This is a genomic window from Desulfosporosinus fructosivorans (genome assembly GCF_004766045.1).
Taxonomy (GTDB): domain Bacteria; phylum Bacillota; class Desulfitobacteriia; order Desulfitobacteriales; family Desulfitobacteriaceae; genus Desulfosporosinus; species Desulfosporosinus fructosivorans.
In genome coordinates this window covers 119,537-145,349 of sequence record NZ_SPQQ01000005.1, presented here as the reverse complement: position 1 = coordinate 145,349, position 25,813 = coordinate 119,537, and the positions used below count along the sequence as shown (strand labels likewise).

General features: G+C 40.6%; 21 protein-coding genes. 18 read left to right on the top strand and 3 right to left on the bottom strand.

The genetic code is table 11. The features are described from left to right. Positions 1-251 precede the first annotated feature (251 nt). The 4 genes from E4K67_RS15210 (at position 252) to E4K67_RS15195 (ending at position 5,416) form a co-directional block, all read left to right on the top strand. Positions 252-596, top strand: a complete 345-nt coding sequence (locus E4K67_RS15210; RefSeq protein ID WP_135548173.1) for a PadR family transcriptional regulator — start codon at positions 252-254, stop codon at positions 594-596. Further along, complete coding sequence (locus E4K67_RS15205) at positions 580-1,383, top strand: permease prefix domain 1-containing protein (protein WP_135548171.1); 804 nt, start codon at positions 580-582, stop codon at positions 1,381-1,383. Before E4K67_RS15210 ends, E4K67_RS15205 begins: the two co-directional genes overlap by 17 nt. A 432-nt stretch (positions 1,384-1,815) precedes the next feature. Beyond that, positions 1,816-2,811: an AAA family ATPase gene (locus E4K67_RS15200; RefSeq protein ID WP_135548169.1), complete on the top strand. Its 996-nt coding sequence runs from the start codon at positions 1,816-1,818 to the stop codon at positions 2,809-2,811. Further along, a complete protein-coding gene (locus E4K67_RS15195; RefSeq protein ID WP_199242555.1) occupies positions 2,804-5,416 on the top strand; it encodes a S8 family peptidase in 2,613 nt (870 codons plus the stop codon). The genes E4K67_RS15200 and E4K67_RS15195 overlap by 8 nt, the downstream gene beginning before the upstream one ends. 559 nt (positions 5,417-5,975) lie before the next feature. Here E4K67_RS15195 and E4K67_RS15190 read toward each other — a convergent pair. After that, a complete protein-coding gene (locus tag E4K67_RS15190; RefSeq protein ID WP_135548167.1) occupies positions 5,976-6,227 on the bottom strand; it encodes a helix-turn-helix domain-containing protein in 252 nt (83 codons plus the stop codon). Between the two features lie 188 nt (positions 6,228-6,415). Here E4K67_RS15190 and E4K67_RS15185 point away from each other — a divergent pair, with 188 nt between their 5' ends. Continuing rightward, on the top strand, positions 6,416-6,847 hold the full coding sequence (locus tag E4K67_RS15185; protein ID WP_135548165.1) for a response regulator: 432 nt from the start codon (positions 6,416-6,418) through the stop codon (positions 6,845-6,847). Between the two features lie 202 nt (positions 6,848-7,049). Here the strand turns inward: E4K67_RS15185 and E4K67_RS15180 are convergent, their stop codons facing one another. Together E4K67_RS15180 and E4K67_RS15175 are read right to left on the bottom strand one after the other, a co-directional pair. After that, on the bottom strand, positions 7,050-7,253 hold the full coding sequence (locus E4K67_RS15180; protein ID WP_135548163.1) for a hypothetical protein: 204 nt from the start codon (positions 7,251-7,253) through the stop codon (positions 7,050-7,052). Positions 7,254-7,281: 28 nt separating this feature from the next. Beyond that, entirely contained in the window at positions 7,282-7,521 is a 240-nt protein-coding gene (locus E4K67_RS15175) for a Uma2 family endonuclease (RefSeq protein WP_243454485.1), read from the bottom strand. Positions 7,522-7,896: 375 nt separating this feature from the next. On the opposite strand from E4K67_RS15175, the gene E4K67_RS15170 reads away from it, so the two are divergent. From E4K67_RS15170 to E4K67_RS15110, 13 genes are all read left to right on the top strand, one after another. Beyond that, a complete protein-coding gene (locus E4K67_RS15170; protein WP_135548161.1) occupies positions 7,897-8,217 on the top strand; it encodes a hypothetical protein in 321 nt (106 codons plus the stop codon). 514 nt (positions 8,218-8,731) lie between these two features. Continuing rightward, a complete protein-coding gene (dpdA, locus tag E4K67_RS15165) occupies positions 8,732-10,753 on the top strand; it encodes a tRNA-guanine transglycosylase DpdA (protein WP_199242554.1) in 2,022 nt (673 codons plus the stop codon). A gap of 43 nt (positions 10,754-10,796) precedes the next feature. Beyond that, positions 10,797-11,597, top strand: coding sequence for a GTP cyclohydrolase FolE2 (gene folE2 / locus E4K67_RS15160; RefSeq protein ID WP_135548160.1), 801 nt, complete (start codon positions 10,797-10,799; stop codon positions 11,595-11,597). A gap of 15 nt (positions 11,598-11,612) precedes the next feature. Then, positions 11,613-12,272, top strand: a complete 660-nt coding sequence (gene queC / locus E4K67_RS15155) for a 7-cyano-7-deazaguanine synthase QueC (protein WP_135548158.1) — start codon at positions 11,613-11,615, stop codon at positions 12,270-12,272. Beyond that, positions 12,269-12,664: a 6-carboxytetrahydropterin synthase QueD gene (gene queD / locus E4K67_RS15150; protein WP_199242553.1), complete on the top strand. Its 396-nt coding sequence runs from the start codon at positions 12,269-12,271 to the stop codon at positions 12,662-12,664. The genes queC and queD overlap by 4 nt, the downstream gene beginning before the upstream one ends. Next, a complete protein-coding gene (locus tag E4K67_RS15145) occupies positions 12,642-13,253 on the top strand; it encodes a 7-carboxy-7-deazaguanine synthase QueE (RefSeq protein WP_243454484.1) in 612 nt (203 codons plus the stop codon). Before queD ends, E4K67_RS15145 begins: the two co-directional genes overlap by 23 nt. 249 nt (positions 13,254-13,502) lie before the next feature. Continuing rightward, on the top strand, positions 13,503-14,705 hold the full coding sequence (locus E4K67_RS15140) for a hypothetical protein (RefSeq protein ID WP_135548156.1): 1,203 nt from the start codon (positions 13,503-13,505) through the stop codon (positions 14,703-14,705). Between the two features lie 10 nt (positions 14,706-14,715). Next, positions 14,716-16,497 (top strand): ATP-binding protein, encoded by a 1,782-nt coding sequence (locus tag E4K67_RS15135; protein ID WP_135548154.1) that lies wholly within the window; start codon positions 14,716-14,718, stop codon positions 16,495-16,497. 30 nt (positions 16,498-16,527) lie between these two features. Beyond that, complete coding sequence (locus E4K67_RS15130; protein ID WP_135548152.1) at positions 16,528-18,876, top strand: UvrD-helicase domain-containing protein; 2,349 nt, start codon at positions 16,528-16,530, stop codon at positions 18,874-18,876. 13 nt (positions 18,877-18,889) lie between these two features. Further along, a complete protein-coding gene (locus tag E4K67_RS15125; RefSeq protein ID WP_158408486.1) occupies positions 18,890-20,059 on the top strand; it encodes a PD-(D/E)XK nuclease family protein in 1,170 nt (389 codons plus the stop codon). 98 nt (positions 20,060-20,157) lie between these two features. Further along, positions 20,158-21,915 (top strand): GmrSD restriction endonuclease domain-containing protein, encoded by a 1,758-nt coding sequence (locus E4K67_RS15120; RefSeq protein ID WP_135548148.1) that lies wholly within the window; start codon positions 20,158-20,160, stop codon positions 21,913-21,915. Between the two features lie 35 nt (positions 21,916-21,950). After that, complete coding sequence (locus E4K67_RS15115; RefSeq protein ID WP_135548146.1) at positions 21,951-23,693, top strand: hypothetical protein; 1,743 nt, start codon at positions 21,951-21,953, stop codon at positions 23,691-23,693. A gap of 264 nt (positions 23,694-23,957) precedes the next feature. Then, positions 23,958-25,703: a hypothetical protein gene (locus E4K67_RS15110; protein ID WP_135548144.1), complete on the top strand. Its 1,746-nt coding sequence runs from the start codon at positions 23,958-23,960 to the stop codon at positions 25,701-25,703. Positions 25,704-25,813 lie beyond the last annotated feature (110 nt).

Below are 25,813 nucleotides of genomic sequence, written 5' to 3'. Positions count from 1 at the left end.
CCGGAATTGTGGCTCTCGTGGTCCGGAATAGTAGCTCATTTCGCTCCGGATTATTCAAAAGATGTAGATTTGTGGCTTAGTGTTGTGGGATAAAGCGGTAAGACTAACAGTATCTCAATAGTTGAAACTTCTAGACGACAGGGGATTATTGTACAGGAATGTTTCAAACGTTCCTGTATTTTTTGTATTGACATATATAGATGTTCTATATATTATAGATATATAGAACATCTATATATGGAGGCAAGAAGATGATTGATAAAAGCCTTTTAACTGGAAGCACTACCATGCTTATCTTAAAGCTACTTGACGAAACGAATATGTACGGTTACCAGATGATTGAAGAACTCAGAAAAAAGTCAAACAATACGTTTGAGTTGAAAGCAGGAACTTTATATCCACTACTCCACATTTTAGAACAGAAAAAGATGCTCACTTCTTATGAAGAGACGGCTGATAATACGAGGGTTCGAAAATACTACAGTATTACAAAAACAGGTCGTAAGCATTTGCAAGAGAAAAAGGAAGAATGGAAGATATATACCACTGCTGTAAATGATCTTTTAGGAGGTGCAAGTTTTGCAACAGCCTACTAAAATTAACGAATATTTGGAAGCTGTGCGCCAACAGATACGTTGGAAAAAGGTGCAGTCTTCTGTTTTAGAGGAAATTAATAACCACATTATTGATCAAAGGAACGCCTTTGTAATTGATGGATTTAACGAAGAAGAGGCAACAGACAAGGCAATTGCCGAGATGGGCGATCCTATCGTTGTCGGGGAGCAGCTAGACCGTGCTCATAGACCTAGGCTTATTGGCTTGGTTTTAGGAATACTTTTAGTTCTAGGTATTTTAGGGACAGCGGATATGGGTTACAGTCTATTACGAATTATTGGCGTGGGAGACCAAATGGTGCTTGGGGTGTATATTCCACTGCTAGGAGAACTAATTTACTTAGTCGGAGTGTTTGTGATCATAGTTTCACTTGCAGCTATTTTTGCTCCAAGGAAGATAAGTAAAGCCGTAGTTTGGTGTCAAGGGTTTATCCTGACAGCTATTTACTTAGCCGAAGTATCCCCTCGTATTAGGTTTGTTCTGCTCTTGGTTGTTGCGAATGTCATCAGCTTTCTTGTCTTATATCGAATCAGCAGAAGTGTTAAAATTGGTCTGGTGTCGACGGTAACGAGCTTTGTTGGACTTTTTCTATTAGTGGTAGGTACCCAAATTAATTGTTACATATACAACCACGGAGTGAATGGCAGCTATGGTGGGTTTGAGAATGTTCCTAAAGCCTTAGTCATCATTTTTATTATGTGTTTGGTTCCTCAACTACTGATGTCGGCTATAATATCGGCAAAAAATTCTAAAGAGCAAATAGCGTAATTCAGAGAATGAAGGTCCTACACTGGTGACAAAGCTTTGGAAATTTGCAGATCAGTAAATAGTCAACCTAGGAAGGGCTTCCTCCTTTTATTAGTAATGCTGAGTGTTATGATTTGCACAGAGGTAAGCTATGCGATAGAAAGTATCATGCAGAGAGCCCGTGCTAAGAAAATGAGAATAGATGGGAAGACCATCCAACATGTAGCTTGAATAAAGTGAAATTCTGAATATTAAAAGGAGTAGATTGGGGCGGCTGGTAAAAAGTAAGAAAGAGGAAGGTAGTTTGTGCAGAATTAACAAAAAATAATGAAATAAGAGGTATGTAGATGAATCTCTTATGAAGAAATTATTGTATAATAAATGAAGAGGTTTCTTTATTGATGAAACTAAAAATCTTGATTAGTCGATTCATAGGCAAAGGGAGGTGTAAAGATGAACGCCGTATTAATGAAGAGGCTGTTTAGAGCAATTTCCGACGGTAAGCCAGAGGAACTACAAAAGATGGCCAAGGTAATTGTTGAGGATGAATTCAAAAAAGGTCACGGTGAATTGGCCAAAGAATTGAGCAATCTATTAAAAGAAAAGGCTTCGTCTAGCCATAACACAGTACCTCTGACCGAAGGGAAGCCATCTGGATTAAGTGTTTTGCCTAGAAGTAGACGATATGAGTTACCATTAATTACCCATGTGCAGAATGATCGTTTAGAACATCTAATGATTCTTCCACAAGCTGTTGAAGAACGTTTTCTACGCATTGAAAGAGAATATGCAGCCCGGGAAAGACTGGCTCTTTTTGGACTTTTGCCGCGCAAAAAAATATTGCTCTATGGTCTACCAGGATGTGGAAAAACCTTAGGTGCACAACGCTTAGCTTGGAACACAGGATTAGAATTTATTAAGGTTCGGTTTGATTCCATGGTATCTTCCTATTTAGGAGAAACTGCGGCTAACCTGCGTTTAATCTTTGAGACAGCAGGTCAGTCTCCATGCCTCTTGTTTATTGATGAATGTGATTCGATTGCCAAATCTCGTATGGCAACTCAAGAGGTTGGCGAGATCAAACGAATTGTCAATAGCTTTTTACAACTATTGGATGATTACGATGCTCCAGGCTTGATTGTTTGTGCCACTAATCTAGATTCGGAACTTGATCCGGCGATCTGGCGTCGATTTGATGAAATACTGGAAGTACCGAAACCAGGTAGAAACGAGATCGAAAAACTAATCAAAACAACGTTGGCCGTTGCTCATTTCGAGATTAATGATTGGAACAAGGTTTTAGATACTGGTCGTGATTATTCGGCAGCGGAAATTGTTCGCGGTTGCCGAGACGCTCTCAAAAGGGTTGTTCTCGAAGGCCAAGAGACAGTAACAGAAAGAATTCTCATCGAAGCCCTGATGGAGAGCGGGGGGCGTATTAGTGAGTAATGTTAATCCCTTTCCACATATTTATCTCAAACTTGTTAGAGATGCCTCGAAAAAGAAACGTCCTTCCAGTCCTAGGAAAGTTAATCCAATTACAGCTGCAAACAAAATGAACAGGGGAATACATGCCCAAACTTTGCGTACTTCCGTTGGCTCGTTACGTAATGAATGGGATGAAACCGTTGTAAGCCGACGTGACGAGGGTTATCCGGAGATGCCGGAGGCTATTCCAATATTCCTGCGTATCGATCCTAGTTCTGAACTGATTGAGAGTTTAAAGGTCTTTGGCATTGAAATTATTGGCGAACTTGAGGGCGGCTATATTATTGGGGCTTCTGCGAGTACTTCGTTAAGTGATTTGGCTACAAAAATCGAACTGTTTGCTAATAGTGGACAAGATAATGTAGCTGCTTTATGGGAAATTGTCAGTGGTAAAGCATGGAGAATGGAGCATATTCTATCGCCAGAGTTGTTAACCGCTTGGCCGAGCATCCGAGATGATGACCAGTTTGTAATTGATGTAGGGATAGCCTGTTTAGGAATTCTCCAAATTCCCATACATCCGATAAAACGAAGGGAAGGATATGCAACAGAGGACCGCTACAATGATGCTGTTGGCAGATGGCAGAGAAAACGCGATGAAATCTACGAACAATGGGACGATTTATCCGATGAAAGATTCTCGGCTCTAACGAGATTAGTTGAAGTCTATGATGGTGAAATACTTTCATCAATGATAGAAGGAACAAAAGATTCAGCCAGCCAACTTCCGGATAGTTTTACTTGCAGGCTCCGTCTGAATGGGAAGGGATTGCGGGATTTTGTTCTAAATTTCCCTTACCTATTTGATGTGGCAGAGGTTGATGAACTTGAATTTGCATATAGCGAGTTAGCCGCCACTTCAGAGGAAGTTTTAGAGCCACTAAAGTTAGAACCTCCTGATACAGATGCGCCAAGAGTATGTGTCATTGATAGTGGGATACAAGAGCGACACCCTTTACTTAAAGATGCCATCGAGCAACATGATTCGAAAAGCTGGATTAACACGGAGACAGATGTTGCCGACTATGTTCATCAGGGTGGACATGGAACGCGGGTGGCCGGGGCGGTGTTGTATCCCAGGGATATCCCTTATAGTTCTACATATAAACCAATATGCTGGTTACAAAACGCACGAGTTCTCAATCAGGACAACAAAATGCCCGAGACGCTTTTTCCACCTCGGGTTTTGCAAGAAATTATCGAACATTTTCATAAAGGATCGGCTCATACAAAGGTCTTTAACCATTCTATCAATGCCACAAGTCCTTGCCGATTGGTACATATGAGTGCTTGGGCAGCATCAATAGATCAACTAACTTGGGAAAGCGACCTGCTGTTTATCGTTTCTGCTGGTAATATCTCGAAATACGGAGACGTAAGTAAACCTGGGATAAGAGAATATATTGTCAGTGGCCGAAGATATCCAAATTATTTATTTCTGCCATGGGCACGAATTGCTAATCCTGGACAGAGTCTCCAAGCTGTTACGGTCGGATCAATCGCTATAAACTCCGTTTCTGGGATTGAAAAATCCTTTGCTGGGTTTTCCGAACCATCGTCATTTTCTCGTTCTGGACTGGGCATCTGGGATGTTATAAAACCAGAGGTTGTTGAGTATGGCGGTGATTTCGTTTATGATACAGGACATCCTCCAAATATTAAAATTTCTACAGAAAATTCTCCTCAGCTTATTCGTTCTACACTACACGGTGGGTCCTTAGTTGGGAATGATAATGTGGGAACATCGTTTGCTGCTCCAAAGATTTCAAACATTGTGGCAGCTATCCAGTCAATTCTACCGCAAGAACCGGCACTTCTCTATCGAGCACTGTTAATCCAATCGGCTCGCTGGCCAGCTTGGACAAGCTCTTATCCTGATAAAGCTCAGGTTATTAAACATATTGGGTATGGCATACCGGACTTAAATAGGGCAATAAGTAACTCTAAGTACCGGATTACTCTCGTTACGACGGGTGAGGTCTTTATTCGGGCGGGACAAGTACATGTTTATGAAGTAAAAATCCCCGAAGACTTGCGCAGTCCGGCGGATGCTTATGATATTCGGGTAGAAGTGACACTATCTTACAAGGCTCAGCCTCGGCGAACGAGAAGGACCAGACAAAGGTACTTGTCCACTTGGCTGGAATGGCAGAGTAGCAAACTAAATGAACCCAGTGAGATATTTGCTGGGAGAATGATCGAACTTGCAAATAATAATGAGCATGCAGATACCGAAAATGACTCTGCGCCATCGACCAGTTCAGGTGCAATCCAGTGGGCAATTCGCGAAAGGAGCGATTGGGGAATCAAAGGGGTGAGCCGTAACCACGGAACGGTTCAGAAAGACTGGGTGACTATTAAATCCCATGAACTAGCAGAAGGATTTTGTCTTGCTGTCATTGGCCATGCGGGTTGGGCTAAAGATATCGAGGCTGCGGTGCCTTATTCCTTGGTAATATCTTTTGAGGCTGTAAATCAGGATATAGAGATCTATTCGAGAATAGAAATAGCTAATCCGGTGGAATTGGAAGTTGAGCAAACAATTGAGGTAGTTGTTCCTTCTTGACCCCACATGCCCAGTTCAAGAGGTTGATCCGTAAACAGTATAAATACATTAAGGATGTTGCAAGTGAAGGATTTTTATAATAAAGTTAAATTCGTTTTCAATAGCTGAAAATCGGGACGAATTTTAGTACTATGCTATTTGTTCCACCGCTTACGAATAAACTCAATGTTTAAATGTATCTAGTCCGTATCTTCATCAATGAGCGATGGATCGATTTTAAAACCGATCCATCGCTCATTGATGACTTTTTGCCCTGGTCGCAAAAGCTGCCAGATTACTGCCGCAACATAAGCATTGAATAGGATGACGTAAAACCCCGGCAGGATGATTGCTGGGGTTTTATTTGTCAATGCACCGGTTTATTAAGACTTACTTTTTCTTCATTAATTTACATAAATATAAAATAAATAGCCCCCTCATCCAAATTGGCGTCGCTCCTTTTATTGCTCTGATCTACATAGAAATGTCTAGTTAAGTGCTATGATTTATGCAGAGTAAGATGCAATAAAAACATCAAACTTTGGAATCTGCAAAATACACCTCAATGAACACTTACCGCTTATTTGAACGTTAGAAGCTGGCTTGGATCAACGTCAAGAGCTTGCGCTATCCTAAATATGGAAATGATAGATACCCCATAGACAGCTGTGCTTTCGAGGTGGCTAATGGTGGTATAACTTAAATCTGATTTTTCGGCAAGCTCATTTTGACTGAGACCTTGTTGTTTTCGAAAAAATTGGATTTTGAACCCGATGTTTCTTAGAAATTGTTTTTCTTCTGCTGTGTACGACTTGCTTTTGCTGGGGGGCATTATGATTCCTCCATTTTTAGATAAAACAATAGTTTATACCATTTTATCTAAAACGAAATTGCAATAATACGCAATTATAAGGTATAATATTGTTGTCATACAACAATATGGAAATGTATGTATATTAATATTTCTCAAATAGCGGTTTGATAGACAAAATTAATTGATTTTAGAGAGGAGTGGATATAATGCTTAATATTGCTATATGTGACGACAGACCCATCCAACGGAAACTTCTAAATTTACTGATTCATGAGTATGAGGAACAAAATGGAGTGCGCTTTAATCTTTATGAATTCGATAGCGGAGAAGAAATTATTGAAAAATTTGAGGAGAATAAAGATTTTTTCGATCTTTTCTTTCTGGACAATTTTATGAAAAAGCTGACTGGACTTCAGACCGCTTTAAGGATTCGATACGACAACACAGAGTGTCACATTGTTTTTGTAACGGCATCCGATAAGCAAATGCAACATGCTTTTATGGCAGCTTCACCGCTTGAGATACTGTTTAAACCGCTCCAACAAGAAGACATAAATAAAATATTAGATGAAGTATTGGTCGGGAAAGTCAGTGAAACACTTTTGGACGATAGAGCCCGAAGGCTATTGAGAGACTAACCCGTCTTTGAATGAGAGCCATTGCTTCATCTAAATGGGTGATAACGAAAATTCGATTTGTAATCCGGCTAAGGTCAGAGAGATATATTTCAAATTGGCAGATTCAAAAGGTTAAAATTTGCCGTAATTTGATGTAGAATTAATCAATAAGATTAGATAATGTCTTGCGTATTGAAGAGATGGCTGACTTAGTTGAAGTTGTCTATACGATCTTAGAGTAAAGAGCCGAACAGCTTACCTCCTCAAATTCGGAATCCGAATTTAAACTGCAGCTAGGCGGTGCTTCTTTCAGGGCTGACCATATCGCCTTACTGACTATGTCTTGGCTCATCAAAACAACACAAAAAAACCACACTAATATGCGTGGTTTTTTTGTGTCCCCCATGGCTGGAATGGTTCTTCGCATTTCCCAATTCTCCCTTTGAAAAGGGCATCTAGGCAAAGACTTCTGGAAGTTCTATAGTAAAATCTGCAAAAATGCCAACATTAATTGAATCTTGCTCGGTGTACACTTCTGGTCTGCCGTATTTACCCTCATGTGTAAGATGAAATACACAGATTGTATTCTCTTCTGGGTAAACGATCCAGTATTCATGTACGCCTACTCTTTCGTACAGATTGAATTTCTCCTTCAGGTCCTTTTGAAAAGTAGAGGGTGAAGTAATCTCCACCACCAGGTCAGGACTTCCTTTGCAACCATTGATGATATGCGGTTTATGAGTCGTTGTAGGGATATTGAGTATGTTGAATTTAATAGGCCTGTGTGGAAGAGACTGTCGGGGGAAGAGAAAGCGTGGATTGTCGGGCGGTGTGAGGAGAGGTTGGAGGAGTATTATAGGAAGAGGAATTCGAATTTTTAGATAATTCCTTATCTAGTGAAATCTGTAGAATCTTGAAAGGGGCCCGGGCGAACGAAGATCAAATAAAGCATATTCAAAAATTAGTAGTAGAGGTCAACACAAGATAAATCTTTACAAGACGTGGTCACACCCAGATTTGTTCTTCGTTTTGATTGGTAATTATATTCTGTTGAAAGAAGGTTTTAAAGAATGAATGTTGAAAGTGTGTGGGGGAAAATAGTTGCTGGTTTATCTTCACCGTTTGAAATTGCCACAGTACCAAGTAATAATAAAATACGTCTATGGTTTAGTGTATATACAGACAAAGACAATATTTACGTTGACAATGCAAAAACACATTGTCCATCGACCAAAATGTCACAACCGAGAAAAATCACTAAAAAGGACTTTTCCACAGTCTATTCATATTATCAACGGTGGACAAGTGGCGAAAGGTACTTACGGCAAGAGGTTAGGTTACTTTCCCGCAATACAGCTTATATTTTTGCATTGATATCGCATTTTGAATAAGGGGATGCCCAATTGTTTAGTAGAGGGAATTATGAAAATTAAAATTGGAGAATTTATGCAATATTCTTGACTTAGGCGTGCTGCAAAACAATGAGCGGCTATTCTCCTACTGTCACCCCACGTTGAATAGTCCATAACATTGAGCTAAGACTGGCTACCATCCAGACGAACGCTCTTTTGTTTTGCATATTGAGCCCTAAGAAAGTTGAGACACGTTTTCCATCGGCGGAAATTGTTCTCTGAAGGTTCGCTGGTCCTGTCGGTTGCTGAGGGTAGATACTCTTGTTTGGGTGGGTGTATCTTGATGGACAAATAATTGTCTTGCCATCATGTTACTATTAACCTATGGAATTATTTAAGGTTAATGCAGACTTTCTAAGGGAGGGAAGGGTTACCAAACAATAATCATACTCTCCACTAGGAAGACGATAGAAATTATAATGTGGTTATGCACAACAATGATGTGATATAATTATAAACTCGAGAACGGTTGATGTCGAATTTAGGAGGAAACATGGTGCACTTTAAAACACTCATAATTACGTCTTGCACAGGAGAGAAGAAATTTAAGCCTGAAAACCAGTTGTTGCAGGCAGATTTTCAAGCTTGTGATAATTTAAGCATAAAGGAAAAACAACTTGAAGAATACATGGTAACTGCTGGAGATATGTATACAGGTATGCAGCACCTTCGTCTAATGGAAGGGGTTAAGATACTTAGGGATAAATACGGTTCAGACGTTGTAGATGTTAACATTGTATCGGCCGGTTATGGATTGATCTCAGAAAATAGAAGAATCGCCCCCTATGAGGTCACATTTAATACCATGAGCCCAAAAGAAATTGTTGCTTGGTCAAAAACATTACGAATAAAGGAATCCTTATCTACGGCTATTAAAGGTTATGATCTTATTCTGTTTCTCTTAGGTGACAAATATTTACGTGCGTTAGAGTTGCCCGTACTGACATCGGGGGATCAAAGACTCATCTTTTTTGCTAGTGGAACTAGTCGTAAATTGATACCTAATGAACCGAATTACTTCATCTATGAAGTCGGACAAAAAGATGCTAAATCTTTTAGTTATGGCCTAGTTGCCTTAAAGGGTTACTTATTCAAGTTGTTAGCTCAGGATTTGGTTCTAAATGGTACTGGTCTTATTAGCCAGATTAAAGATTCTCCCGATATGCTTAGTTCGATATTAGACAAATATCGTAAGGTGCCACTAGAACAAGAATCACTTTTCGCTATTGAAGAGATAGCTAAAGGAGTGGCTACTGAAAAAAAAATACTTCCAAAAGAAAAGGTGCCGACTAGCTATGTTTCAGATGCCCCGCGGGCTAAGAACTATGGTATATCGATGCGTTATTTTATTCCTGAATGGGACGATCGGGTTGACCCAACTTATAACTTTATAAAAGATGAGTCAACTGAAGGACGAAATCCCTATCTTCATGATGTTTATTCACATGAGATTTTCGATACGCCAAATTATGATGGTGTTCTGATATCAAAAGTAAAGATTGAAGAAAGTAACATAAAGAAAGCAAGGGTACAAGCTGTAGGTGTTCATGACTTTATCCGTTACCCAAACTCAAAACCCATAATGGGTGATTGTGGCGCCTTTGGTTATATCACAGACGAAGAACCACCGTACACTACAGAAGAAATCCTTGACTATTATGAGGATCTTGGTTTCACACAGGGTGTCTCGATTGATCATCTGATAGTTGGAGATTTTGCAAAAGATCCGGTGGAAAGAAAGCGACGCTATGATATTACGCGGAGGAATGCCGCTGACTTTATCCAGAAATGGCAAACCGGGAATTTTTCGTTTGAACCCGTTGGTGTAGCCCAAGGGTGGGATCCACAGTCTTATCTTGAATCAGTCGGCGAATTGATTGATATGGGGTATAAGTTTATTGCTTTAGGAGGCGTGGCCCGAACCCCAACCAAGCAAATTTTAGAAATACTAAATAAAGTAGTACCGATTATCCCGGATTATTTACAATTTCACTTGTTTGGGGTGGCTCGTTTGGATGCTATTCCGACATTTAGAAAGCTAGGAGTCACTTCCTTTGATTCAGCCAGTCACTTAAGGCGAGCTTGGTTAGGGTCTGGCAGCAATTACTTTGCAATGGATGGAAAAACCTATGCAGCAATTCGAATTCCCCCTGTAGATGGACATGGGGTGCGTGTCAAGAAAATGATTGAAGCAGGTATCGGTACTAAGGAAGAATTCAAGGTGCTGGAGGTAAATGCCCTGGCAGCTTTGCGGGGATTTGATCGAGGAAATGTAACATTAGATGACGCGTTAGAGGCTGTGCTGACCTATGATGAAAAGATTGGCGAAGGCAGGGAAAAACATGCCGACTATTATCGACGGGTATTAGAGGATCAACCTTGGAAAAAATGCGACTGCAAGATATGCCGCGAAATTGGTATAGAGGTTATTATCTTCCGAGGAAACAACCGCAACCGTAGACGTGGATTTCACAATACCTATGTGTTTTATAATCAATTCAAAAAAATATTCTGAGTAGAAGTAAACACATAGCAGTGTTTTATACGGAGGGAAAATAGTGATAGATGTACAAGGTTGTGCTGACGAACGAGGAATCTCAATTCAGAAAGTTGGTGTAAAAGAGATATACCTGCCATTTCTGATTCAGACAAAGAATGGGGATTATCAGACTGTCTCAGCAAATATTCAACTTACGGTTGACCTTTCAATGGAGAATAAAGGAACTCATATGAGCCGATTCATTGAAGTGCTAAACGAATGGCGTCAGAAGACATTTTCCAATAAAGAATTGGAGTCGTTATTGGAAAATGTTCTCGAAAGATTGGATGCAAGTAGCGCCCATATGGATATTCACTTTAAATATTTTATCGAAAAGACAGCACCAGTTAGTCTTATCAAAAGTGTTGTTGATTATGACTGCACTTTTTCGGGTGTGTTGAGCAAAGAAAATGGTTTTGAGTTTACCCTTGGGGTAGTGGTCCCCTTCACTGCTCTGTGCCCCTGCAGTAAGGAGATTTCTCGATTTGGGGCACATAACCAACGTGGTGTTATGAGAATGAAGTTGCAACAATCTCGGGCAGAAGAATCTTTGTGTCTTGAGGATGTAGTTGAGCTGATGGAAGCCCAAGGCAGTTCTCAAATTTACTCTGTATTAAAACGTGAGGACGAAAAATACGTAACAGAGAAGGCTTATGAAAACCCAAAGTTTGTCGAAGACGTGATACGCGACCTGATATTAGCCATGAGAGCTCTTGACGGTGTAACATGGTTTGAAATTGAATGCGAAAACTTTGAGTCCATCCATAACCATAGTGCTTATGCATATCATAATGAAGCAATAACTAACTTAGATAGGTAGGAAGGGGAGGGTACAATGAATAAATCAGCATTAGTTGTATTCAGTGGAGGTCAGGATAGCACTACTTGCCTATTTTGGGCTATGAAAAACTTTGATCGAGTCGAAGCAATTACCTTTAACTATAACCAAAGGCATAAGGCAGAAATTGATTGTGCAATTAAGATTGCTTCAGAGTTTGATATACCTCATTTGGTGGTAGATATGGGTCTGCTTAACCAGTTAGCGCCTAATGCATTAACCAGGAATGATCTTGAAATAAAAGTTGGAGAAGGTGGGGAACCACCCAATACCTTTGTCGATGGGCGAAACTTACTCTTTCTATCCTTTGCGGCTGTTGTAGCGAAACAAAAAGGGATAAATCATATTGTGACCGGTGTTTGTGAGACGGACTTTAGCGGTTATCCGGATTGCCGTGATATCTTCATAAAATCGTTGAATGTGACATTAGATTTAGCTATGGACTATACGTTTGTCATCGATACGCCTTTGATGTGGATTGATAAGGCCGATACTTGGGAATTGGCGGATAAATTAGGTAGATTGGAGTACGTACAGAAAAATACCTTAACCTGTTATAATGGAATTATGGGTATAGGGTGTGGCGAATGTCCGGCCTGTATACTCCGAAGTGCCGGGCTGAAAAAGTACTTAGAAAAGAAAGAGGCTGCTCAATGACAAAGATAATTATAAAAACTACCAAAAGTTTCACTTTTGATGCGGCTCACTTTTTGCCAGACCATAAAGGGAAGTGTGCTAATATGCACGGGCATACCTACAGGTTAGAAGTATCTGTTGCTCGCAATAATGGGATACTTGGTAACGGTGGGTCTGACGAAGGTATGGTGATCGACTTTGCTGATCTGAAAGCGATTGTGAAGGCTGAAGTGATCGACAAGATGGACCATAAAGTGTTGAATGACGTATTGCCGTTTAGAACGACAGCTGAAAATATGGCAGACCATATTTTTAAAGTTTTGACAGATAAATTGCAAGCAAGCGGCGTTATTGTGGATAGAATCAAGTTATGGGAGACTCCAGATTCTTATGTCGAAGCTTGTTATGAATAAGGCGCTCTATCCCATTGTTGAGATATTCAGTAGTATTCAAGGTGAAGGATTTCATATGGGTAAAGGATCAACGTTTATTCGGGTTGCTGGATGCAATTTGCGTTGTAGTTGGTGTGATACTCAGCATTCCTTTGATGTATCTAAAGCACGATGGATGAGTGTCGAGGAAATCATCGAAGAGTCCGAAATAACGCATCAACATGTCGTTATTACCGGTGGGGAACCGACGCTTTACGATCTCGGACCACTAGTTCAGGAATTGCATAAGTTAGGTAAATATGTCGCGATAGAAACCAATGGGACTAACCCGATACCTGCTGATTGGGCTCTTGATTGGATTACTGCCTCGCCGAAACCTGGTAGTGACTTTGCCTTATGTTGCCAAGCGGACGAACTGAAGTATGTGGTCGATGATGAATTTACTATAGATTGTATAACTAAACAATATTTGCCTGAAGGAAGAATTTTTCTCCAGGTAGAAAGTGGTCGGCAAGAGTCTGCGCAAAAGGGATACGAACTAATTAATAGTCATCCAGATCGCCGATTAAGGATGGGAATACAACTGCATAAGATTTTGGATGTGAGATAAATCTGAAGATTTACCTTATTAGAAAATATAAATGAATCACTTATTAAGTAAATATATTTTATAAGTTAATAATCTTATAATAGTTAAGAGTTTAAGAGCGGAAGAACCGCTCTTTTTTTATATAATTATAACCAGTTTTTGTGCATGAATAAGAGAATAATGGGAATATAAAATTTACAATGATGGAAAAATTGACTAAACAGTCGTATAATACTAAATTAGCAGGAATTATTCAAGCGGAGGACTAAAATGAGGTTTGATTTAAACTTTAGACAAGATTTTAGGAGTAAGGTTCAGAACATTGTCGAGGATATGAAGACATATAATTCCGAGACAACTGCAGATGAAAACGAAATACTCCAAATGGCCAATTTCCTAAGTTTTTTTAAGCATTGTCCTTTCCCCGATACTCCATTCACTGTTGGTGGTTCTGACAGCTCGGGAGAATTTCCGTTAGTTTCTTATGGTGACAGTTTTGTATATTTGGTTACTGCTCGTATGAGACTATACACTTCTACGTTAGAAGGTTGTCTCAAAGAAATTGAATCTAAAGATAGTGAAATCATTGAATTATTTTTAGTACCCGAAGATCAGAAAAAAGCTAATAAGAAGTATGATGAGTTCTTTTCTAGTCTAGTAGGAATGAGCTTATTAGAACTTTGCCAAAAATCCGATTATCTCGAGTTGCGTAATCAAAACACGTCGAAACGAGTAACTGCAGAAGAGTTGACTCATCGGATTGTCAAACCCCCTGCTCACGACGCTAGTAACGTAAGAATAAATATTATGACGGCGGCGGAGATGTGTACAATTTTAAGGGTACTTAATTCAGAGGTTAAACCAACCTATGTCCTAGCGGATACGACGTTAACCTTACCCTTAATTAAACAACATGGTTGTTTATTTTTCGAATTAGTTAAGCGATATGTCACCCAGTTAGCTATAGAAAAGCGGGTGGCATTTTTTGCAATATCGAAGTCACACGGTATGCCTCATATGGACCAACTTGAAGATATGATCAAAGAAAATGGAAGTGAAGAGCACTGGTATCTACGAATACCTACTTTAGAGCAAGATGGATATAGACCTGAATTCTTAGGAACAAGAGGGATACCACCAGTAGGAGCCGTCACATATATCTTTAGATTCCACAAAACTACGCCCCCTATGCGCTTAGATATGGATATAAAATATTGGGAGAAAAACGTTTGGCATAGCAAAAAAGAAGTTATGGCACAGAGAGAAGCCCAAATCTTTAGGGACTTAGACTTTGCGTCCCACGAACAACGGGTGTACGGATATCCATATCCGATTAAGGCAAGCCACGATATGGTGAGTCTGACCGACGCAGAAAGGTTATCGCTAAAAAAACAATTTATAGATGCAGCTGAGAAAAATGGGCTTAAGCGGAGAAATTTTGTCAATGCAAGTATGCTTACAGGGCATAGTTAGGGGGTGTGAAATGGAAGATTTGCTTGGGAAACTTGGAAATAAATTTGGTGTGCTCGCGGAGAGTGATACAACTCAACTTAAAGTAATGGCTAAAAATGAGGACGTGGCTGTAGGGGATTTGTTTATTATTCCATCACGAAGGGGCCATGCTCGTTTTTATTTCTTCCGTGCCACACAATATGCCAATGTTATGAACCGAACCATAGATATGGGTGATGTGGCGAGAAACAAATTAACGATGGATGATTCGTATTTTGCTGATGACCTAAATGATGAGAAGTTAATTGAACTCAAAGGGATGCTTTTGGGTTATGCCCAGAAGGAGGTAAATGGTAAGTGGAGTTTCCATAGACCACGTCGTCTTCCTGAACATCTGACAGAAGTTTATTTAGTAACAGAAGAAAATGCGGTGGTAGTACGAGAATTGTTGGCTTCACAATTAGGGAGTGGAATTTTTGTCGGCTATTTGCTGGCAGGTGAAAAGGCTTTATCAAGTGTTCCTGTATATATGCCACCTCATGCATTGTCGCACCACATTGGTGTTTTTGGGCGAACAGGAGGTGGGAAGAGTAACCTGCTGATGGTATTGATTGAATCGATGTTTAGGTACAATGAAAAAGTTGAGTTGGACGGTAACGGACGTAAGGTCAGTTTGCTTGCTATCGATCCTCATGACGAGTTTTGTACTTGGCCATCAGGTCAAAGAAATGGGATAGAAGAAATCGTAAGCAAATATGACTTCAAATCAGGCTCGTGGAATAGCTTGGTTGCTCCGTTTTACTATTTAACGGCAAGAGATACCATCAGTAAAGAAGGACAACGTCGTATTCGACTTTCTAGAGCAGATATAGGGCCACAAGATTTGTTAAGCATCATGGAATTCACAGATCAACAAACAGCTTTTGCAAATCAAATATATAGTTTTCATGGCGAAAGATGGATCAATAGATTGTTATCCGGAGACATTGGCGAACACACCGGGGAAGGAGCTGCATTCCTTCCGGGCACAATTAGCGCAGTAGAGCGGAGAGTAAGTTTCCTCCGTCGTGGACAAACACAAATATTCACATCCTATGATCCGGAGATTGATCAAGAATACGAGTCGGTGCTGCCAGACATCATATGTGCCCTTGAGTCAGGGCGTATTATTACCGTGGATACAACACTTATGACAGAATTAGAGCAATTTCTCGTGACAACTGTAGTGGCACGGACTCTATTTATGTTAAGAAAAGCTCTTAAGTCTGCTCGAAGTGCAGAAACCTTAGAACGGGAAATCTGTATCTCCTTAGGTTTTGATCCAGAGAATGGTTCGACTGGAATGCGTGCATTTGCGGAAAGCATGATAGAGGCACTCAATGAGGGAAGACTGCCGTATGTCAGAAATGGGGAAGTAGTTAGGATAGAAGAATTACCCCATGTAAATGTGCTGATTGAGGAGGCACCGAGTGTTCTTAATCCTGAAAGATTGCGATTCGGCAGTATTTTCAGAGACATCTCTCGCCAAGGAAGGAAATTTGGCATTGGGCTTACTGTTATCAGTCAGCAAGTAACTGCCATCGATCACGGTATCTTGTCTCAATTAAATACAGAGATAACTATGGCACTCGGTAATGAAGCGGAGCGAAAAGAAGCCATTAAGAATGCTTCAGCCGATTTGTACGGATTTGAGAAAGAATTGCAAGTAATGGGGAAAGGGCAGGCAATTATGACGGCCAGTTATAGGGACGTGCCGTTGCCGGTGCAGGCGCCTTTGTTTGATAGTCTGGTAGAAAGAGGATGCATTAGATAGATAATATAGAATCATTGCGGAGGAAAGAATGTGGCAACTATAGTAACACCCACTCTGGTAAAACTAATACCAATCAGCACTTTTCATCGGGTAATCGTAATTGTTCGTGGGAATCCACCTAATAACTATCAGTGCCAGGCAATTGATAAGGCCCCCAGTGACCCGCTGTTTATAGTCGCCGGGCCTGGTAGCGGAAAGACCACGTTATTAACTTTACGAATATTAAAATTAATAATTGTTGATCAAATTCCTGCACGTGCTATTTTGGCAACAACCTTTACCAAAAAGGCTGCGGCTGAGCTTAGATCTCGAATTCTTGGATGGGGTTTCAAGATTATTGATGAACTGAAGTTGGACAAGACGCTTGATAAAAGCCAAAGGGACTGGTTAGATCGTCTCGATATTAACCAGATTCTTACTGGTACAACGGACAGTCTAGCAGAAAGAGTCTTGCGCGAGTATCGGCAACCTGGGCAGATTCCACCGTTGTTGGCCGATGGCTATATAACGTCAACATTGATGCTGAAGGAAGGTCTGTTTCCTAACCAGATTTATAAGGATGATGAGTTAAAGCTCTTTTTACGACAGTTTTCCAGTGTAGCATACAAATTTGGCGTTGGTGGAATGGCGCAGGTGTTAACTGCGATTTTCGATCGTAGACAGCATGATATGGTTGACTGGAAAAGGTTTGTTGGGTCAGTTATACCAACTCAACAACAAAGTGTCGGGTTGATGGACCAGGTTTTGTCTTCCTACCAGACGGCATTGCAGACCCTGAAAATGTTGGATTTCGCAAGCCTTGAGACCGAATTTTTAATTAGGTTACAAGACGGAACGTTGAAAGACTTCACTGATCAGATACAGGTAGTTCTTGTAGACGAATATCAAGATTCCAATCTTTTGCAGGAACAGATATATTTCGCACTGGCACAGTCTAGTAAGGGTGCTTTGACAGTTGTGGGCGACGATGACCAGTCGTTGTATAGGTTCCGCGGGGCCACCGTAGAGCTATTTAGAGACTTTCAAAATCGCTATTTTCGGACTTATGGTAAACAACCTACTCGAATATTCTTGAGTACTAATTATCGTTCCACAAGTAACATTGTTCAGTTCGTCAATACATTTGCCACCATCGATCGAGATTACCAGACAGTCCGTGTTGCGAACAAGCCAACTATAAGCATTCATCCAAAGGCAGTCTCGGGGCTCCCAGTGCTCGGTATGTTTCGAAATGATGTGCAAACGCTGGGTAAAGATCTGGCCAAATTTATTCATGACATATTTTGTGGTAGCGGATTTGTATTACCTGGCGGAGAAGTGATACAAAGGGATCCAATAAAAGGGGCTCCGGGGGATTGCGCTTTGTTATGTTCATCTCCAAACGAATCCAGTGGTAGTGGCAAAATTCGACTTCCCGGTGTCATGCGTGAGGAATTGGGCCAGAGAACTCCAAACTTAGAGATATTCAACCCACGGGGTCAGAGTTTGACTCAAATTCCTGTAGTCTGTCGGTTTGCAGGATTATTACTGGAGTGTCTCGATCCTGGTGGGAGAATCCAGAGGGGAATCTCAGGGTTTAACGATATTAATCCCATTTTGGACAATTGGCGAAGTGAAGCTATCGACTTTACAAATGGCCCTAATTGTCCCAAGGGTTTGGTTGACTATGCAGTTGGATGGGGAGATCGAGACCCTAACCAAGCAAAACACGTTTGGCCAAGACAAGTTTCATTTTTAGAATTGCTCTACGGACTGGTCCACTGGTTTCCAGAACTACATGACGACCCCGAGGGACAAATATATCTTGAAATATTTACACGTCAGGCTTCTTCAGCTGAGACCATTGGTAAATTTAAGGGACAAGTAGTTTATGACCCTCAAAACAAAGGCATTGCTGATGCTTCTGTAGTAGAAGTTTTGCGAAATGTTATTGCTCCTATTGCCAGTGGGTCCACCCAAATCAATGAGGATTTGGTGGATATGTTTCCGCGTAACCGTCTTAGCGTATTTTCTATTCACCAATCTAAGGGCTTGGAATTTCCGATTACTATCGTTGACGTAGGCTCCGACTTTAAACCGGGACAGGGTTCTGGCAGTCATACATTTAAACGATTTCCGACTAAGTCTGGTCCACCCCATTTACTAGAAGATTTACTGAGACCTTATAGTCCGAATCTGGGTATTCCCAATCGTTCTGGAGTTGACAGAGCGTTCGATGATTTATATAGGCTATATTTTGTGGCCTATAGTCGTGCTCAGGAAGTCCTGCTTCTCGTCGGATTGAACAGTTGTTTGCCCAACGGCATCAAGACCGTAACTACAGGGTATGACCGACAGGGAATTAATCACTGGTCGAAGTTTTCAATTATGCAAATCTAGGAGTGATGACGTAATGAACCTATCATCGAGACCTCCATTATATACTCTACCGACTTATAGCTTAACATCCGATATACTTGGGTTCATTCGATGTGGTCTTCAATACCGATACACTCGAGTTGGACGATTACCCTCATCGCGCCCAGTGCAAATGTGGTTTGGTCAATTCATTCATGGAGTGATGGAAGAATCCTATCTTAAATATGCAGCAGCCAAAAAACTGGGGCAGATTCAGGGACCACCTTGGACCACCCAGGAGATCGATGATATCTGCGATGCCGTACAGGATCGCCTGCGAGTGCAGGGATTGGTACCATGGACGCCTCAGGTTGAGGCTATTGGTCGAGCGCGTGCTCAACAAATGATTAACGAGTTGGGGCCAGATCTTTTTCCACTGATTTATCGGGCGGAAGTGCGGCTTACTGGTGCACGACTGTTACCGGCACTGCCTGCCCCGTATCAGATTAGAGTGGCCGATCGATATGAAATTGCCGGGGTTGTAGATGTAATTACTCATGTCCAATTAAAAAATCCCGCTACGCAATCCAATAAACTCGTACAAGCAATTATTGCAGCACTCCCTAAGAAAGTTCCCAAAGAGTTTGAAATCATCGTCGATTACAAGGGGATGCGAAGACCGTCCCTCCCAGACCCAAAAAGCTCGCAACCATCCCTTTGGGAGCATCACGAATGGCAGGTTCAGACCTATGCGCATCTTCGGCAGATGCATGAAGATAGTCACCCAATAGTCGCCGGTGTGCTGGTATACGTCAATGAATTAGAACCATCTAAGCAAGATCTCCTGGATCTTATGGAAGATGTAAGAAACAGTAGGACTGACGTTCGTCCTGATCAGTTTCCGGTCGTAGATAAATTATTACAAGGGTGGAAGAAAAAAGATGTTCCGCCTGCGCTTCCCGCTGATTTTCGGTTAAAAAGGGCATTGCACATCACGCCCGTGGATCCCAACTCAATTCAGCTGGCGCTTGGTCAGTTTGATAAGGTGGTCCAAAACATTGAAATTTGCCGGGCAAAAGAGACATTATGTGGGAATCTAATGACCTGTTGGGATATGAATAATTCTGACCACCGCACCTGTACTGCATGTGATTCAAAGACTTTTTGTACTAATAGTCCTGAAAAAGGAATGCCAAAACTGCCGGGTATTAAATTAAAACTTTAACAAGCTTTAACTGGACAATTTCAGGCGAGAGTGGGGCTACTAATTAGTGCAGTCCCCAAATTTGGAATTTTACTCATAGATAGAACGGAGAATAAGAGATGTCGACATTCACTGATCGCATACGTCCGACTGATTTTGGCATATCCACATACTTAGACAATCTGAAGAAGAATTTATATCAGATACCTACGTTTCAGCGAAATGTTGTGTGGGAAAAGGAACATGTAAAAAAACTCTGGGATACGATTTATAAATTCTATCCGATGGGAAGTATTCTGGTTTGGAAGACTGATATCCAGTTGCAGCGTCACCGTCAAATTGGCGGACATCCTATTAGTGATAATATGATATCTGGTGATTGTCAGTACATATTAGACGGTCAGCAGCGTACTACCGCACTCATGACTTCACTTTATGGTGGCAAGATCAAGGGGCAGGAAGCTTTTGACCCTACTTTGTACTTTGATCTTTCAATACTCGACCCGGAAGATTTGGACGAAACTAGCTATAGAGAACGGTTTGTATTCTGGAACGAGATTGATGACCAAAACGCTACTCTGCTCCGAAATATTCCGCGGAAAAAGCGATTTGCTCAGGGATTGATTGTTCCATTGCGTGATGTTTACCATCAATATGGATCAGTTGAAGGTAACTTGGTTAGAAACGGATTTGCTGATTATGAGGATCCTCATCGCTTTCGACTACGCAAAATGAAAGAGGTATTGGATAACTATCGAATGGCTTTTATCGAGTTGAAGGGTATTCAGGTTGGAGAAGTATGCCAGATATTTGAGAGAATTAACCAATCGGGAAAACCACTTAGTATTTTTGACATTGTTGTAGCAAAGACATTCCGTGTAGAAAAAAACGGTACAAGCGGTTTCGATTTGAGGGAGAAATTTGACCAGTTTCGCAATAGTTTTGCTGGAGAATATAAGCGCGTAGATGATTTGACGATTCTGCACATGTTAGCCGTACTCATAAGAGAGTTCATACCAGATTCGGGAGTTATGAACATTACGGATAGGTACCTAAATGAAATTAAGACCGAGTATGTGGAGACAATATGGTTGGAAGCGACAAAGGCAATCAAAAAGGTATTTGATTTTCTGGACAACCACATGCATTTCAGAGGTCCAGAACTAATTCCCTATCGTTACTTCTATATGACCTTAGTATGCTATTTCTATGAGAATAATCAACCCGACTATGCCTTTTTGAAAAAGTACTTTTGGTATTATAGCTTTCATGAAACCAATTTACTTAGCAATACCACTGATCTCAAATCTAACATAAATAATCTGTTACCTTGTCGCAATACATTACCAGTTACCGCGTTTGCATTTGACAAGTTTCTGATCAATAAAAACACTTTACGCGATGCGTCTTATAGTGCCCGTAGTGCTAGATCACGTGCAATTTTAGCCTTGATGGCAAACCAAGAACCTAAAGACTGGAAACACACTGACCGAAATGTGTTGGCCGAAGTCTACTATTTGTTAACTGATAAACCTAACCTACATCATATTTTCCCGACAAATTATATAGATAAACACCCAGGGAGCAGTAAGCTAACCTCAAACAGTCTTATGAATATTGCCTACATCACACAAATGACAAACTTGCAAATTAGTGATAAGAATCCTGTGCACTATCTTCAGGAATTCGATTCTAGCAAACTGCAAACAATACTAGACGATCATCTAATTCCACCCGATTTGTTGAACTGGTCACGGCAAGAGCAATTACCGGATGATGCTCTAGACCAGTTTATTGAGCTTCGGGTTGAGCTGATTTTGGATCTATTAAGACATAAATTAGATGGGATCGTTTTTGACGTCATTGATACCAAATAGCAATAATCGCACTTTAGTCGGAGGAAGGTTACAACATGGCAGGTGAACGCAAAGGTAAGACTTATGAGGCGTTAGTTAAAGTCGCCTTGGATAGATTAAGAACTGAACAAGAAAATCTAGGTGAGATATTTTGGAATGAAACTCCTGCCGGTATGACCATTGAACCCGATTTCTGCATCGGAGATGATGTCAATCATCCTCAAATAGTTATTCTGGTTACCCATAGTGGATCAGCGAAAAATTCCGATATGAAGTTTTGGCGCAATATGGGTGAGCTCGTGGAGGCCAAGACTTGTCTGGCAACAGTACCTCGAGTAGTCAATATAGCTTTCGATTCCATTATCAAGGAAAGCTTAAAGAAATTGCAAGCTGCTGCCTTTGATGGACAGGTGGTAGTGGGGGATCGGGACTATGGTGTAGAACTCATCGCTTGGGTCGATCAGCACTTAGCGAACTTACCTACTGCGATGATGGAGAAGTTGGAAGTAATTACAGAAATGGTTGGAAATAATGACGGTCTGAACCGTGCCATATCAAGATTGACAGAGGATCTGGGAAAAGCAATCACATCAACTCTGCCTGAACTAGAACAATTATGGGGAATGGAAAAAGATAGAATACGAGGAAAGGCGCCAGTGGCAAGGGATACCTATGTGCGCAGGGGTTTTACTAAGCGAATTTTATTAGGCAATGCAATCAATGGGGGGTCTATAAAATCAGAAGATTATATTTGGGCCCACAAAGTAGGTTTGTTAAATCGCGCTATTAAAGGATTTCATATTGTTGATCACGATTTAGAGTGGTTTATGTCTTCTCCATGGGCGGACTCATATGAAGCAGTTTCTGGAAATTGCATTACCCAAGGTTTTCTCCAACAGGTAGACAAGGTTAGATCTATTGTTTTATTAGAGGAATACACAAGATACGTATTAGAGCACTTATTGGAATTGCAGACTAAAGAAGGAATGTTGGAACATCTTAGAAAACAATTGACTAATCCTGCAGAAAGCATAGATATTCCGGAGGGAGTATTAGCACCGCAAAATATTTGGTTATTCGATTATATCGGCGCATTGATTAAGGCAAGGACTAATAGATCCCAAGGTTTCGGGTACTCTACCTTTGCTGGGCATGTGGATGCCAAATCATCTTACATTGGGAGCATGGATGTTGGAACTTGGTGTAGCTGTTTTATGAATCAATATTTTAATAGACACACAGCATTTAATCCGCCCGTAATAGCTGAGGAATATGTCGCAAATGTCTTAGCGGAGCAGCTAAAGACCGTTAGCTCATTAGAGATATCACGTTTAAGTGACGATATAATATCGCAATATATAGCGAAGGAGTATGAAGCTACTCTTCTGGCTCACAGAGGTTTTGACCCACTATTAGCAATAATGATTCATACGGGGATTATTAAAGCATCTTCACGCAAAACCGGCATTAGTACCTGCTTTGCTGAGAAAGCCGGACTGGGTGGGCAAGCCGGTAAGACAACCGTTGTTAAGGTTAAAAACACTCTTATCAACTGGCAATCTGTCTCTGATGCTGGGCGTGATCATAAGAAAAAGGAACTGTGTGGTCGCGCTGTCGGCTTGCGATACTCTTGGGATGCAATACGAAATCAATTTGTTAGGCGTCCAGGTGTAAATAAACTGATATTGGTTCTCGATGGGACCTGGCGACAAAAGGATTTGGATGCCTTGGTCCGGTCTGGGTGGGATCAGATTTTCTATGCAGATGAACTCGTGGGTTTGGCAGCAGCTATTATGTAACCCACTGTTAACGAAAAAATTTAGCTTTTCAATAAACAACTTAAATATTAGTGGTGACGTATTTAATTCGCAGTTTTCGGAAAGTTTGCAAACACAGTAAAGCAAATTAAACAGAATCGATTGACAGGAACCTGGAAAGATCCAGACCTACCAGACACATGTGTGAAAACCCTGCAAATGCCAGTGATCGTCGCATGCAATGCAGTGCAACTCAGTGTTTGTTGGACTAATAAAATTATTCCTATATTCGGAAGGATTGATGATATGGCAGGAGAAGAAAGCGAAAAGAAGGGTATTATATATGAAGCTTTTACTTTACTAGCAATTGAAAAACAGATAGGGGGACCTGTTTTATGGGACCCGAATCTTTCTGGGGTAATTGCTGATCAAGACTTGGCCTATTCTTCGGAGGATGATCCGAAATTTGTAGTGGGTGTTACCCACTGGGGTTCGCATGAAGCATCAAATAAGAAATTCTGGCGGGCAAACGAGGACTTCTTTGAAGTAAAATGTGCTTTTCCAAATAGTTCATTTGTGCATGTGTTATATGAAAAGAATATCAATTCAGATGACGCATTAGACAATATAATCAGAAAAACATGTAATGGACAGGCATTATCAATACAAAACTCAGTGGCGATACCTAAATTGCAAGCTTATGTAAGTAATAAAGGAAAAGTGAAACAATTTGGTAGCGGGAAAGACAATGTTCTTCTCATTTGCCGTGCGCTTTATAACGATAATAGTGAATTTAGAAGGTTAATAGATAAATTGGGTGAGGAAATTTCAGAACTTATTGCTTGTGATTATGAAGATGACTTTGTGAATGCTTTTGTTAAACGAGAAGGTATAAGAAAACATAAAAGAAGAGGGAAAATCACCTTATCAGGTAACAGAGAAACCTACTATAAACTAGGGTTGTTAACTCTATTAAAAATAGACCCCAATATTCTTAATGAAACTATCGAAGCAATAACCCGAAAAGAAGTTAAAGGGCTTTCAACCGCTGTTATTGAGGTGTTAAAGGCTCAAGGGTTAATTGAAAAAGCAAGGATAGGAGTAAAGATTCACCCTATGCTTAAGGATATAGCCTCCTTGGGCGAAGGATGGTATGAGGAATTTAAAAACGTCATTGCGAGACATGTTTACTCAGCTGATAGTTCCTTAAGGCATTATATAGATCACTATTCTGATGTTGTAGACCAAGACCGCAGGCAATACCTTTTAAATTATCTAATCAATGCGTCCAGTTCAGACCAATTATATAAGGCATCGCTTGGGGTTGAACCATATACAACAAAAAGAGTATGGGTAGTTGATTACTTTATGTCTGTAAAAAGGCAGTTAACACAAGGTAAGAAATACGGGTTTAAGAAATTGTCCCAAGAAATGAATCTTCCATATATTGGCGGAATATCTCCTTTGCCATCCTTTGCTTCAGGAAATATTGAATCTATAGACGAACCACATAAGAAACGTTTGTTTGAATATATCTTCCTTTCGATAAAGGGTTGGAACTTAACCGAGGTGAGTCATGAACTCATCTTAAAAGATCGAATGACTACCCTGATGAAAAAATTTGATGTTCTCGAAATCATGGTTCTAGATTCATTGCTCAACAAAAAGATTCCAAACAATTATATTCAGGCCTCCCGTGGTATTAACCATCCACTAGCCGGGTCATCAGGAAACGCATCTGCAGGGAGAACAGATTTTAATTTCTGTATTTCAAACGGATTAAAATCTGTCCTGATTTTCATTGTATCGGCTTATGACTCTTCACATAAACACAAAGAAATATCCGCAAGGTTGCGCTGGGCTCAATTATCTTCGGACTATCCCAGTGGAGAAGTTAAACACATTTTAGTTCTGGATGGGACTCTGCTCGGATCAATGCCAGAACCCAAACTGGCAATGATGTTCGATGCTGGATGGGATGAGATTTATTATCCAGACGAATTAGACAGTATGGTCGAAAGTGTATCTCTATGGATTGATACACATAAATAACTGGAAATAACGTTGGGGATAATTCTTTATCGCCAACGTTATCAACATGAAAATAATGAAAGTTTCATGTTGATATTTGAAAGCCTATGCCGTCCAACGGAGTTCGAAAC

Excerpts from the sequence above, each read along its gene's own strand:
- E4K67_RS15210 (WP_135548173.1), top strand. The coding sequence starts at position 252 with ATGATTGATAAAAGCCTTTTAACTGGAAGCACTACCATGCTTATCTTA.
- E4K67_RS15200 (WP_135548169.1), top strand. The coding sequence starts at position 1,816 with ATGAACGCCGTATTAATGAAGAGGCTGTTTAGAGCAATTTCCGACGGT.
- E4K67_RS15190 (WP_135548167.1), bottom strand. The coding sequence starts at position 6,227 with ATGCCCCCCAGCAAAAGCAAGTCGTACACAGCAGAAGAAAAACAATTT.
- E4K67_RS15185 (WP_135548165.1), top strand. The coding sequence starts at position 6,416 with ATGCTTAATATTGCTATATGTGACGACAGACCCATCCAACGGAAACTT.
- E4K67_RS15180 (WP_135548163.1), bottom strand. The coding sequence starts at position 7,253 with ATGCGAAGAACCATTCCAGCCATGGGGGACACAAAAAAACCACGCATA.
- E4K67_RS15170 (WP_135548161.1), top strand. The coding sequence starts at position 7,897 with ATGAATGTTGAAAGTGTGTGGGGGAAAATAGTTGCTGGTTTATCTTCA.
- dpdA (WP_199242554.1), top strand. The coding sequence starts at position 8,732 with ATGGTGCACTTTAAAACACTCATAATTACGTCTTGCACAGGAGAGAAG.
- queC (WP_135548158.1), top strand. The coding sequence starts at position 11,613 with ATGAATAAATCAGCATTAGTTGTATTCAGTGGAGGTCAGGATAGCACT.
- queD (WP_199242553.1), top strand. The coding sequence starts at position 12,269 with ATGACAAAGATAATTATAAAAACTACCAAAAGTTTCACTTTTGATGCG.
- E4K67_RS15145 (WP_243454484.1), top strand. The coding sequence starts at position 12,642 with ATGTCGAAGCTTGTTATGAATAAGGCGCTCTATCCCATTGTTGAGATA.
- E4K67_RS15140 (WP_135548156.1), top strand. The coding sequence starts at position 13,503 with ATGAGGTTTGATTTAAACTTTAGACAAGATTTTAGGAGTAAGGTTCAG.
- E4K67_RS15135 (WP_135548154.1), top strand. The coding sequence starts at position 14,716 with ATGGAAGATTTGCTTGGGAAACTTGGAAATAAATTTGGTGTGCTCGCG.
- E4K67_RS15125 (WP_158408486.1), top strand. The coding sequence starts at position 18,890 with ATGAACCTATCATCGAGACCTCCATTATATACTCTACCGACTTATAGC.
- E4K67_RS15120 (WP_135548148.1), top strand. The coding sequence starts at position 20,158 with ATGTCGACATTCACTGATCGCATACGTCCGACTGATTTTGGCATATCC.
- E4K67_RS15115 (WP_135548146.1), top strand. The coding sequence starts at position 21,951 with ATGGCAGGTGAACGCAAAGGTAAGACTTATGAGGCGTTAGTTAAAGTC.
- E4K67_RS15110 (WP_135548144.1), top strand. The coding sequence starts at position 23,958 with ATGGCAGGAGAAGAAAGCGAAAAGAAGGGTATTATATATGAAGCTTTT.